Below are 13,716 nucleotides of genomic sequence, written 5' to 3'. Positions count from 1 at the left end.
TCTTTTCAGAATTCTTCTATTATGTTTATGGAAAAGATTATTTTATATTTCTCTTATTTATTCTGTTTCCTTTTCAATTAATAAAAGATTACTATTTTAAAAAAGATATTTATTTACCCTTTTTTAAGAAGGTAATCATTTTAATGTGTATAATTATTAGCTTTATTCTTTTACTCGGTACATTTAGTAATATATGGGTGCTACCTTGGTGGAAAAATTTAGCTTATGTAGTATACTCATTTATATATTCTTTAATATTTTCGACACTGACTTATTATAGTATTGATAAATACGTCGAATATAAAAATCAGAAAAAGTAACCCTTTCACCCTTCCAAAATAAATTGTATTTTTGACGTTATCACTCTATATAGTGTAACTAAATAAACGTCAAAATGATAACACAATTAAGAGGTAAATTAATCGAGATTTATCCAACAAATGCAGTAATAGATTGCAATGGTGTAGGATATTGGGTTAATATTTCACTGAATACCTATTCTACTTTAGAACACGAAGAAGCGGTTACAATTTTCACACATTTGATTGTTCGCGAAGATGCGCATATACTTTATGGGTTTGCAACGAAAGAAGAACGAGAAATTTTTCAGAAATTAATTAGTGTTAATGGTGTTGGTCCAGCTTCTGGAATGATGATTATTTCGACTTTATCGTCCAAAGAAATCGTAACAGCAATCGCAACAGAAGATGCCAAATTGCTGCAAAGCGTAAAAGGAATCGGAGCCAAAACAGCTCAGCGAATTATCATTGATTTGAAAGATAAACTGGATCAAAGTTTAATATTAGATGTTAATTCTACTTCGGTCAAAAATAAATCTAAGAATGAAGCGTTATCTGCTTTAGAAGTTTTAGGAATTCCTAAAAAATCTGCAGAGAAAGTCATAGACAAAATCCTACAAGATCAACCAGATGCAGATGTAGAATTCTTAGTAAAAGAAACCTTGAAGAAAATTTAATGAAGATTCATAACGAACCAAAAACTATTCGTAAAGGCTCTACTATAGCAGCATTGTGTTTCCTTTTTGCAATGGGAGCTATGGGCGATGTGATGGCGCAGGAAAGTGATACACTCAAGTTTCCTATGCGCGATCAAAAAGGTGGATTGTTTTTAGATAATCAAATAACATACGATGTACAGTACGATGCGATAAAGCGTCAGTATATCTTATATCCTCAAATTGGAACAAGTTTAGTTTCCGAACCAATTTATTTGACACGTCAAGAGTATTTGACATTGGTTCAGAATCAAGACATGAAAAATTACTTCCGTACTAAATCTCAAACAAATGATCAATATTATCGTGAGCAACGTTTTGGAGATAAAGAAGGGAAAAAGGACAGTAATATTTTACCAAGTTTTAGAATCAAGTCTAAAGCTTTCGAAACTATTTTTGGAGGTTCAGAAATTTCCTTAACACCACAAGGTTACGCTAATTTAGACTTAGGGGTTTTCTTACAAAAGATTGATAACCCGATGCTTTTGCCGCAAAATAGACAAACCCTTACGATGGATCTTAACCAACGTATGCAGTTGAGTATTTTGGGAAAAGTAGGTGAAAACTTACAATTGAAAGTTAATTATGATACGCAAGCTGGATTCGGTTTCGAAAATCAAATGAAACTTCAATGGCGCAAAGCCTTAGGAACTAAGTTGGATCCATTTGCTGGTGAAGATGATATTTTACAAAATATAGAGGTTGGTAATATTTCGATGCCACTTAGTACTTCGTTAATTACAGGTGCTCAATCACTTTTTGGAGTTCGAACAGATCTGAAATTTGGTCGTACAAATGTATCGGCTGTGTTCTCAGAACAACGTTCGGAATCGAAAAATATCGTGGTACAAGGTGGTGGTGTAATGACAGATTTTAAAGTTGCTGCCGAAAAATACGAATACAACAGACACTTCTTCTTAGGTCAATATTTCAGAAATAGTTATGATAGAGCTTTAGCGAATTATCCTGCAGTTAACAGTAATATCAATATCCAGCGAATAGAAGTTTGGAAAGTTGATAAATCTGGAGGTAATCAGCAAACAAGACGTTCGGTTATTGCTTTACGAGATATTGCCGAAAGTAATTCAACTCCAAATAACGATAGCAATACTTTATTTAATTCGATCAATTCGCAAGGTTTTTCAAAGATTAGTGACGCAAGAAGTTATTTGAATGGATTTTCTTACAATGGAGAACAATTTCAAGATGGAGAGAACTTTATCGTCAACGAAAACGTTCGAAAACTTGATGCATCAGAATTTACATTCTATCCAAAATTGGGATACATTTCGTTGAATACACCTTTGATTGATGGTGAAGATTTATTAGCGGTATCTTTTCAGTATACAACAAGTTCTGATCCTGGGAAATTGTATACCGTTGGACAAATGTCTGATCAAACAGATAAACCAATTATTGCGAAATTAATTAAGCCAAATTCAGCTGTAAACGTGGCTTCGCCAATGTGGGATTTGATGATGAAAAATATTTACTCGTTAAATGCTTATGGTGTTTCGAGTGAAGATTTTATGTTAAATGTAAATTTCAAAGATAATGGAGAACAATCTTCAGGAACATTAAATTATCTACCAAATTCTGCCGTTTCAGAACAATCATTGTTACAAGTGTTGAATATGGACCGTTTAAATTCGAACGGACAATTACAACAAAATCCTGATGGAAGTAAAGGAGATGGTTTATTCGATTTTGAGTCTGGGCTTACCATTGACACAGAAAGAGGAAATATTATTTTTACTTCTGTTGAACCTTTTGGTAAATATTTGGATAATAAGTTACAAGGGCAAAATCAAGAATACGTTTTCAATGAGATTTATCGTCAATTACCAAATACACTTTCTGGCGAAAAGTTAGCCAATCGTTATACCTTAGAAGGTCGTTACAAAGGAACAGTTTCTGATGGTATTCCTTTAGGAGCTTTCAATGTGCCGCAAGGTTCTGTAAAAGTAACTTCTGGTGGAGCAACCTTAACAGAAGGTGTTGATTATACAGTCGATTATCAATTAGGACGTGTAAAAATCATCAACGAACAATTGAAAAATTCTGGTGCACCAATTAATGTGGCATTAGAAAATCAATCTACATTTAATTTACAGAAAAAACGTTTCATGGGAATTAATGTCGAACATAATTTTAGCGATAAATTTATGTTGGGAGGTACATTAATCAATTACCAAGAACGTCCTGTTACACAAAAAACACAATTTGGTTCAGAACCTGTTAATAATACTATTTTTGGACTTAATACACAATATAACTCAGAAGCTGAGTGGTTAACTCGTTTAACCAATAAAATTCCTGGAATCAAAACAGATGAAATGTCGAACATTAATGTTCAGGCAGAAGCTGCTTACTTAATGCCAGGTGTCAACAATGTTACAGGAGGATATTCTTACATTGATGATTTTGAAGATGCACAATCTCGTATCAGTTTATTGGATGTTGGTTCATGGAAATTTGGATCTACACCAGGAAAACCTGCGGGATATTCAGCCTCTGGTTATCACCCATTCTTCCCGAATGGAATGAAAAATGACGATTTATCCTTTAATAATGGTCGTCGTATGATGTCATGGTATTCGATAGATCCTCGTTTTTATGGACTTGGAGGTAGTTCACCTTTGTCAGATAAAGAAATGTCATCGCACATGGCACGTCGAGTTAAGTTGAAAGAACTTTTTGATCAACGTGATGTCATGGCAGGAACCAACTCGTATATCAGTACATTGGATATGACATTTTATCCGCAAGAACGTGGTCCATATAACATCAATCCAAATGCAACAGATACCAAAAATTGGGGAGCAATGATGCGACCTATTTCGGTTTCTAACTTTAAGGATTCGAATGTTGAATACATCGAATTTTGGATGATGGACCCATATGCAGATGGAAAAGGGGGAGAAGGAGAATTGTTAGTGCATTTAGGAAATGTTTCGGAAGATGTCTTGAAAGACGGCGAAATGATGTACGAAAATGGATTGCCACATTCAGGCAATGGAGCTGCTACAGTTTCTTCAAAATGGGGATTAACACCTCAATTGAATCCTATTTTATATGCGTTCGATACAGAAGGACAAGCACGTAAACAACAAGATTTAGGATACAATGGATTGACCGATGAAGAAGAAGCTCAACGATACGGAATTACAAGTAATAATTTAGTTACAGGGGAATTAGATCCTGCAAATGATAACTATTTATTCTTCTTAGATGATCGTTTTAGAGGAGCTTCTATCGGAAATACAGTCCAAGATCGTTACCGCTATTTTAGAAATCCTCAAGGAAACAATTCAACGGATAATCCTTTACATGCTTCTTCATTAGTGCCAGATACAGAAGATATTAATGGCGACTTTAACTTAGATCAAACGGAGAATTATAATCAGTATACCTTAAAAATTGATCGTCAAAGTTTAGAAGATCCAAACAATAAATTTATTGTTGGAAGAAAAGAAGTTGATGGTGAATTTCCAGATAAATCTTCGCAGAAAGTAAAATGGTACCAAGTTCGTATTCCTGTTGATAACTTCGATTTAGATATTGATGGAGACGGAGTAGAAGAGTTGAACAATGATGCCTCTATTGCACAAGCGGAAAGCGTTTTAACTGCTGCTCGTTTTATGCGTATGGTAATGCGTGGGTTTGAGGAAGAAACAACACTTCGTTTCGGTACTTTTGATTTAGTTCGTTCGGAATGGCGTCGTTACACAAAAAATATTTACCCTTATATTATTAGTAATCAAGAAGGTTACGAAGATGATAAAAATATCGACGATTTAGAAGTTGGTGAAGTAAGTATTGAACGTAACGGAACTGATCGTCCACGATATATGATGCCTCCAGGAGTTTATCGCGAGCAAACGCAAGGAGCGACTGGATATCAATCTCAGAACGAAGCTTCGATGACATTGAAAGCGAAGTTTAAACCAGGTAGTACATCAAAAGCGATTTTTAAGAATACGAATTTAGATTTGAGACGATACAAAAAATTGCAAATGTTTGTATCGGCACAAAACTTATTAGACAGAACGTCGAATGCTGTTGATGATGGAACAAAATTATTTATTCGTGTAGGTAGTGATTATACTGATAACTACTACGAATACGAAATGCCGTTGAAGTACACCCCTCAAAGCGCAACAACAGAAAGTGCAGTTTGGCCAGATGAAAACTTTATTGATCTGAATACAGACTTGTTTACAGATGCAAAAAAACAAAGGGATTTAGATGGCTTCAGTACATTGCAACGTTTTAATTTTGCGTTCGATCAAGAAAATCCAAACAAAACAGTTTACGTAAAAGGACGTCCAACGCTTGGTAATGTATCATCGATTATGATTGGGGTACGTAACACTTCTGGTTCTTCAGAAAAAGAAGTATTACTTTGGGTGAACGAACTTCGTTTAAGCGAAATTGATAACAAAGGTGGATATGCAGCAGCAGCCAATGTGCAATTTAATTTAGGAGATTTTGCCAATGTTCAAGTTTCGGGAAGTACAAGTTCTGTAGGATTTGGAGCGATAGATCAAGGTCCTGCGAATCGTAATCAAGACGAATCATTGCAATATGCCTTGAATGCACAAGTAAAATTAGACAAATTCTTACCGAAGAAATGGGGAATGGAAATTCCGTTCGATTTTACGATTCAAGAAAGTTTTGTCGATCCAAAATACAATCCGTTAGACAACGATATTATTTTTGATGAAGCGCCTAATAAAGCTGAATTAGAAAAAGTTGTTCGAACTTATACGCAATACAAAAGTTTTGCATTTAACAATGTTCGCAAAGTTAGATCAACGAATAACAATAATCCTGTTCGTTTTTATGATCCATCGAACTTCTCTTTGTCGATGATGTATTCGGATAATTATTATCGTGATATCTATACACAATACAACGTTAATCAGCAACTGAGAGCTTCGTTGAATTATACATACGGATTTAGAGGAAAATCATACGAACCATTTAAAAAATGGAGAATGGTTCAACCAAAAGAAGAATCGAGCAAATATTTACAATTTATTCGAGAGTTTAATATCAATCCATTGCCAACACGATTCTCTTTCCGTACCGAAATTGCGCGTACATACAGCGAAAGACAATACCGTGATATTAGTCAATATTTAGGAGGAGGATCTTCAAGTTTGATTCGTCCAACGTATAGTAACAATTTCTTGTTCAATTGGCAATATAATTTAGGGTTTGATTTAACAAAATCATTGCGTTTAGATTTAACATCTTCAACCATGACGTTGAATGATGGAACGACTTTCCAACGTGCAGATCAAGATATGATTTGGCAAAACATGTTTACCATTGGTCGTCCTGTGCAATATGATCAGCAATTTCAGGTGAATTATAAATTACCATTGAAATTCTTCCCGTATTTAAATTGGATGAATGTCGAAACAGGTTTTACGTCAAATTATAACTGGATGGCAACTTCGACAGCTTATCGTAATTTCGAAACAGAAGTGATTAATCCAGATGGATCAACTTCAACTCGACCAGTTAATTTAGGAAAAGGAACGGCACAGAATTCAAACTCAATCAATTTGATTGGAGATTTAGATTTCGCGAAATTCTATCCAGAATTTAAAGGTTACAAACGTTACGATTCTATTTTGAAAGGTCGTCGTCAAGAGATTGATTCATTGAATACAGTTTACACAACATTATTCTCTAAAAAACGTCGAACAAATAAAAAATCATCGTACAAATTCAAACATAAATTTACAGCCAAAGATTATGGTTGGATGGTTTTATCATCATTAAAACGTGCTAATTTTACTTATAATCAACGCAACGGAGCTGTAATTCCAGGATTATTATACGAGCCAGGTTTCTTTGGTGTTGATGGTAAAAACGGACCAAGTTTAGGTTTTGTATACGGAACACAATTCGATATCAAACGTCAGTTAGTTGAAAGAGGTTTAATTGTAGGAGATGATTTGATGACAGATGCTTATCAAATTACAAAAGGAACTGATTTTAACGCTACAGCATTAATTGAACCTATTCCAGATTTACGAATAGATTTGAATGCAAAACGCATGAAAGATCGCCGTATTTATCATTCAGGATTTAATCTTGATGTGGCAAATCCTTACATAGACGAATTAACAAATCTTAATATTTCGACAGTTAACATCAAAACAGCTTTTAAAGATGGTGATGCTATTTTTGATCAATTCTTAACGAATACCAAAACTATTTCTGAGCGCTTAGCACAAAAAAGAGGAAGTGGAAACAAAGATGGAATGGGATATTATGAAGGCTTTAACGCAAGAAGTTCTGATGTTCTTTTACCAGCCTTTTTAGCTGCAGTACAAGGAAAAGATGCAGGTTCTTCAAAATTAGGATACAATCGATCTATTCCAGTTCCGAACTGGAGAGTGGCGTATACAGGTTTAAAATCTATTCCAATTGTCAATAAATATTTTGATAATGTCGAAATTTCGAGTGCGTATAATTCAACGTATACAGCAACAGGAGTTCAGTCGAATCCAAACTTTATGTTAGATACAGGTATTATGTCTGGCGGACAAGTGACAGGAAGAGATGAGAACGGAAATTTCTATACGCAGAATTTATATGGAGCTGTAACGATGATCGAATCGTTCTCGCCATTGTTAGGAGTAGATTTAACGTTCCGTAACAGTATGCAGTTGAGAGCGCAATATAACAGAGATCGTTTATTGTCTTTAAGTACAACAAATTATACGTATACAGAAGATTATGGATCGGAATATATTATAGGATTTGGTTATATTTTCAAAGATTTCAAGATGAAGATTCGTTACCAAGGAAGTCAAAAAACGGTAAAAGGAGATTTGAATATTCGAGGAGATTTTTCGTTAAGAGATAATCAAACAACAATCAGAAAAGTAATTTATAACTTTGACGATTTACAGAATCCAGATACACCAACAAGTATTTATGGTGATTCTCAAATAACAGGTGGACAACGAATTATGTCGTTCAAGTTGACGGCAGATTATAATGTGAGCAAGAATTTGAACTTGAGATTCTATTGGGATCAGATGATGAGTAAATATAAAATCTCAACAGCTTTTCCAATTTCTCAAATTCGTGCCGGATTTAGTGCTACCTTTACATTCGGAAATTAAAAACAATAAAACAAACAGTATGAGCATTCCAAACAATTTAAAGTACAGTAAAGATCACGAGTGGATTTCTGTAGAAGGAGACGTAGCAACTATCGGTATTACAGCTTTCGCACAAGGAGAGTTAGGAGATATCGTTTATGTTGATGTAGAAACTGAAGGAGAAACTTTAGGTCAAGAAGAAGTTTTTGGGACAGTAGAAGCAGTAAAAACAGTTTCTGATTTATTTATGCCAATTAGTGGAGAAGTAGTAGAATTCAATACAGAATTAGAAGGAGAACCAGAATTAATTAATACTGATCCTTACGGAAAAGGATGGATCATCAAAGTGAAAATTGAAGATGCTTCTCAATTAGATGCTTTATTAGATGCAGCTGCTTACGGTGAATTAATCGGTGCATAAGACAAAACAAATAATATTCTTTGCTTATGTAGGCTTGGTGTTTTATTTGACCTTGCTTCCACAAGAGAATTTCTCAAAATTAAGTACAATCAAAGAATTAGAAATCTTCTTGGAGATTGATAATTTAGATAAAGTTGTACATTGTGGAATGTTTGGATTGATGACGATATTATTATTTGTCAGCTACAAATTAACAAACCTACGCTTGATGATAATTCCGTTTTTGATTAGTTTCCTTATCGAAATTTTACAAGGCGTTTTAACATCATTACATCGTAGTTTTGATTTTGTCGATTTGATGGCAAACTTATCCGGAATCGCACTTGCTTACATTGCAATAACCTATTATTTACAACATAAAAAAACTCAGTAGCAATACTGAGTTTTTTGTTTGTTTTAGATAGATGAAAAAAATTCTATTATTTGTTTTGTTTGTAACCATTTTTTGGAAAGGTTGTGATTTATTTGATGATTTTACTAATAGAAAAGCCGTAATTAAAGAAATACAAAAAGATTTTTCAGGAATAATAATGGAAATATTCTCCCAGAGATACGCCTCCAATATTTTTAAAGATTAAAAATCAAAATACAATTTTGGATATTTCATTTTCTAGAGGAGTTATGAATATTTCTTCTATTGGAGATAGTATTTATAAATTATCTAATGATAATTATGTTTATATAGTAAAGTCTAATGGAAAGTATATAAAGAGTGTTTTCAAAGAATAAGAAAGGAAACCAGAGATAATAAACAATTTCCTCTTGAATGGAAAAATAAATGGTTGGATACAGCTAGTTGTGGAGAGTAAATTATTTAATAGTATAATATAATTTTGCAACAGATTCAGAAAGATAAATAAGTAGAAGTCATGTTGAACTTGTTTCAACATCACATCAAAATAAAAAAAGCAAACTCTCGCTTGCTTTTAAACTATAAAAAATAATTTTGCTTACCGCTTACCGCTTACCGCTTACCGCTTACCGCTTACCGCTTACCGCTTACCGCTTACCGCTTACCGCTTACCGCAACTTACTTCATCAACTCCTCAGGAATATCACAAATCGGAATTGGAACCATTTTATGTTGATTGATTCGATTTAATCTCGAATAAATTTCGAAAACTTCTTTTTCTCGACCTTCAAAATCATCTGCAGTTTGTCCAGCTTCTTTCGCTTTCATCGCCCATTCCAATTCATCATAATTTGCTCCCAATTGATCTTCATCCGAACGATCATCACCAAACAAACCATCGGTTGGTTTAGCTTTTTGAATATCCGTATTGATTCCTAAAAAGCGTGCAATTTCATACACTTCCGATTTCATCAAATCAGCAATTGGACTAAGATCTACACCACCATCACCATATTTTGTATAAAAACCAACGCCAAAATCTTCGACTTTATTTCCAGTTCCTGCAACCAAATAATTGTGTAAACCAGCAAAATAATAAAGTGTTGTCATACGCAAACGAGCACGCGTATTAGCTAAAGCTAAATTCACTTTATCTGTTGTTTCCGTTTTTGGTAAAGCCGAGACCATTGCATCAAAAGTGGTTGTTAAATCAACTTCTATTGAATCAATTGGTGAAGAAAATTGTTCGTTCAGCCATTCGATATGACGTTTAGCTCTATCTGCTTGATTTTTTTCTTGGTGAATAGGCATTTCCAAATTAAGTAAAGGATAACCTGTCATCGCACAAAGTGTTGAGGTTACAGCCGAATCTATTCCGCCCGAAATTCCAATCACAAAGCCTTTTTGGTGTGCTGTCTCCAAATAATCTTTCAACCAAGAAACAATATATTCTACAACTTTTTCAGTTTGCATAGTGTAATAATTTATTTCAAAGATAGCAGATTATGAAAAAAATTAGGGTTGAAAATACTACCGATTATTTTACTATTTTTGTTAGCTAAATAACCAAGCAATGAAATTTGTATATGGCTTAGCTTTTGCGAGTTTAATTTTATTTACATCGTGCAAAAAAGAGAAATCGTGGGAAGTAGATGTTAAAGAACAAAATGTTCAATTAAACATTCATGATATCAGCCAAGATTTTTTTAACGACTCTATCCCATTAACGACTTTACGAAAAGATTATCCTTTCTTTTTTGATGCTAAAACAACGGATAGTATTTGGGAAAACCAACGTCGTAATAAAGAAGAATTGAGTATTTATGGACAATCAAGAAAAGTTTTTGGAGATTTTAAAGAATTAAATCAAATGTTGACTCCAATGTTTCAACGTTACCAATTTTATTTTCCTGAATATAAAATTCCAACTATTTATACCTATTCATCAGGTTTGCAAAATATCGATTATCCTGTGATGTTTAGTCAGCAATCTGGCTTAATGTTTATCGCAATGGATGCCTATTTAGGCTCAAAAAATAAGCTGTATGATAGTATTGGTGTTGAACGTTATTTGCGAATTAATTTAGATCTTAATCGTTTACCATCTCAGGCAGTTGATGCGATAGCAAATGATGTGGTAACATTTAGCCCAAGAAATCAATTATTTATTGATAAAATGATTTACGAAGGGAAGAAATTAATTTTGCAAGATGCTTTATTAGTAGATACGGCAGACGAATATAAAGTTGGTTATACGCCAGAACAAATACAATGGTGTATTGACAATGAAGGACAAATTTGGAACTTTTTTGTCGAACAAAATTATGTATTTAGTTCAGATGCTTCGTTAGATAAACGATTTTTGGCATTAAGTCCTTTTTCAAAATTTAACAACGAAATAGAACAAGATTCTCCTGGTAGAATTGCGGCTTGGATTGGTTTGCAAATTATTCGTCAATACATGAAAGAGAACCCTAAAGTTGAACTGAAAGCTTTATTAGATGATATGGATGGGCAGAAAATCTTCAAGGATTCGAAATACAAACCAGCATTAGAAGGAAATAATTCAGCAAATTATACAACAAAAACAATTGATGGTAAAGTTTACCATTTTGTGAAATAAACTAAATAAGTAGAAGTTATGAGAACAACAAATATTACTGTAGAGATTGAATTGGACGAAAATCACGTGCCAGAAAAAATGACTTGGAATGCGCCAGATGGTGGTATTAGTCACGAAGAAACAAAAGCAATGTTACTTTCTGTTTGGGATGATAAATCGAAAGAAGCTTTACGTATCGATTTGTGGACAAAAGATATGACGCAAGATGATATGAAACGTTTCTTTCATCAAATTCTAATTTCGATGTCAAGTTCGTACGAAAGAGCAACAGAGGAAAAAGAGGTGGCAGAAAGAATTGCTGCTTTTGCAGAAGAATTTGCAATTGCTTCTAAAATTAAAGGTTAAAATAATTTAATCCTAAAAAAACTTTAAGTCGGATTTCGTAACATTTTGATTAGAAATTCGACTTATTTTATATCTTTAAATCTCTGATCAGAATAGTTTATGAAAAAATTATTTTTTGCTTTAACATTTTTAGCTTCAATTCATTCATTTGCTCAAGAAGAATGGACCATAGAAAAGTGTATTGAATATGCTTCAAAAAATAATTTGACTGTTCAGCAAAATACCATCAACCAAGAATTATTCAACAAAAATTTAGAACAAACCTATAATGCGTGGTTGCCTACGGTTTCGGGATATGTGGATAATAATTTTACAATTGGAACCTATAATCCTGTTATTGAAAAAGGATATTATCAATTTGCACATTCGTTGGGAGTACAATCAAGCATCAATATTTACAGCGGAGGAGTTGTTCAATTGAACAAAGATAAAGCGGCTTTGGAATTAGAAGCGTCAAAAGTTCAAACGGCAATAACGGTAAATGATATTTCGCTTCAAATAGCAAATTATTATTTGGCTGTTTTATTAAACAAAGAATTGAAACAGGTTGCGGTCGGAAACTTAAATATTTCCAAACAATTATTAGATCAGAATAAAAAGAAATTAAAAGCAGGGAGCGTTGCACAATCAGTTGTAGCACAATCCGAATCTGAAGTTGCGACAAATACGCGCGAAGTAGTCAATGCACAAATCGAAATAGAACGTGCTTTATTCAATTTAGCAATGTTGTTACAGCTTAACGATTACCGTGATTTTAGTGTAACGGATGTTAAAATTCCAGATAATATCAATTCACAATTGTATCATTTAGAAGATGTCGTAGAAACGGCTTATCAAAATCAACCTGCTGTTAAGTATGCCGAATTACAGATTGATGTTGCTACGAAAGAAACAGAAATTGCACGAACATCATTGTTCCCAAAAATAACAGGAACTTTCAATTTTGGTACAAATTATTTGCAATATTTCAACAAGCGATTGCGTCAAGATGCGTTGTTAGATCAATTGGGGCATAATGTAACAGCAGTATTTGGCGTAGGAGTTTCGATTCCGATTTGGAACCAATATTCGTACAAAATTAATATTCAGAAAGCATTAATTAACGAAGATTTGATGAAAATTAATCTTCTGCAATCCAAACAAGATATTTTGAAAAATGTGCAATCTGCCTATTTCGAAGTCAATAGTTCTTATGCCTCGTATGATTCATCGAAAGAAGCGGTGAAATATGCTAAGATTTCGTACGATTTTGCACAAAAATCGTATAATGCAGGAGTGATTAATCAATATGATTTTAACCGATCACGTAATGATTTGATGGTTGCAGAATCACAAATGTTACAAGCAAAATACAATTACGTTTTCAAACAAAAAGTACTGGATTTCTATGCAGGAATTCCAATTACGTTGGAAGGAAAATAGAATTTTTATGAAGTTTATGAAAAATATATTCTTATTGCTCTTTTTAATTGTTTTTTCGTGTTCTAAAATAGAGGAAGTTAAAGATAAAACTGTTCAGAAAGTAAAAAATAAAGCTTCAACTACAACAGAAGTTGTATGGAAAAAAGGTGTTGATATACTATTTCAAAATACTACATCAATTAACACAATTAGATTTGAAAATATATATCCCCAAAGAGTAGAGTTTGAAATTAAAAATCAAGAAGGGTTAAAAATAGACTTTTTAGGAGGTTTTTATCAATGCTTTTTTAAATATAAATCAGATAAAAATGAATTATTTAATTTTTTAAACAATCTAAGTTCAACAAATAAGTGCAACTCAAATTAAATCATTGGGGGCTAGCCCCCAATGATTAGCCAAGTGCTAAA

The 13,716-nt window shown here is 33.2% G+C and carries 9 protein-coding genes; 8 read left to right on the top strand and 1 reads right to left on the bottom strand.

Annotated features, from left to right (window positions below; all coding sequences use genetic code 11):
- Positions 1–394 precede the first annotated feature (394 nt).
- Genes ruvA through IF125_RS12195 form a run of 4 tightly spaced genes read left to right on the top strand, consistent with a single transcriptional unit; the run spans position 395 to position 8,939 of the window.
- Positions 395–976, top strand: coding sequence for a Holliday junction branch migration protein RuvA (gene ruvA, locus IF125_RS12210; RefSeq protein ID WP_225542687.1), 582 nt, complete (start codon positions 395–397; stop codon positions 974–976).
- On the top strand, positions 976–8,166 hold the full coding sequence (sov, locus tag IF125_RS12205; protein ID WP_225542686.1) for a T9SS outer membrane translocon Sov/SprA: 7,191 nt from the start codon (positions 976–978) through the stop codon (positions 8,164–8,166). Before ruvA ends, sov begins: the two co-directional genes overlap by 1 nt.
- Positions 8,167–8,185: 19 nt before the next feature.
- Complete coding sequence (gcvH, locus tag IF125_RS12200) at positions 8,186–8,566, top strand: glycine cleavage system protein GcvH (protein WP_038335019.1); 381 nt, start codon at positions 8,186–8,188, stop codon at positions 8,564–8,566.
- Positions 8,559–8,939 carry a VanZ family protein gene (locus IF125_RS12195; RefSeq protein ID WP_188319276.1) on the top strand — a complete coding sequence of 127 codons (381 nt, stop codon included), beginning with the start codon at positions 8,559–8,561 and terminating at the stop codon, positions 8,937–8,939. The genes gcvH and IF125_RS12195 overlap by 8 nt, the downstream gene beginning before the upstream one ends.
- Before the next feature lie 657 nt (positions 8,940–9,596).
- Here IF125_RS12195 and nadE read toward each other — a convergent pair.
- On the bottom strand, positions 9,597–10,391 hold the full coding sequence (gene nadE, locus IF125_RS12190; protein WP_225542685.1) for an NAD(+) synthase: 795 nt from the start codon (positions 10,389–10,391) through the stop codon (positions 9,597–9,599).
- A gap of 100 nt (positions 10,392–10,491) precedes the next feature.
- Here nadE and gldB point away from each other — a divergent pair, with 100 nt between their 5' ends.
- From gldB to IF125_RS12170, 4 genes are all read left to right on the top strand, one after another.
- Positions 10,492–11,541: a gliding motility lipoprotein GldB gene (gene gldB, locus IF125_RS12185; protein ID WP_225542684.1), complete on the top strand. Its 1,050-nt coding sequence runs from the start codon at positions 10,492–10,494 to the stop codon at positions 11,539–11,541.
- Positions 11,542–11,559: 18 nt separating this feature from the next.
- Positions 11,560–11,886, top strand: a complete 327-nt coding sequence (gldC, locus tag IF125_RS12180; RefSeq protein ID WP_171623345.1) for a gliding motility protein GldC — start codon at positions 11,560–11,562, stop codon at positions 11,884–11,886.
- Positions 11,887–11,985: 99 nt separating this feature from the next.
- Positions 11,986–13,308, top strand: a complete 1,323-nt coding sequence (locus IF125_RS12175; protein ID WP_225542683.1) for a TolC family protein — start codon at positions 11,986–11,988, stop codon at positions 13,306–13,308.
- 7 nt (positions 13,309–13,315) lie between these two features.
- A complete protein-coding gene (locus tag IF125_RS12170; protein ID WP_225542682.1) occupies positions 13,316–13,675 on the top strand; it encodes a hypothetical protein in 360 nt (119 codons plus the stop codon).
- Positions 13,676–13,716 lie beyond the last annotated feature (41 nt).

Source organism: Empedobacter stercoris, assembly GCF_020281205.1.
GTDB classification, from domain to species: domain Bacteria; phylum Bacteroidota; class Bacteroidia; order Flavobacteriales; family Weeksellaceae; genus Empedobacter; species Empedobacter stercoris.
This window is presented reverse-complemented; position numbering and strand designations above follow the sequence as displayed.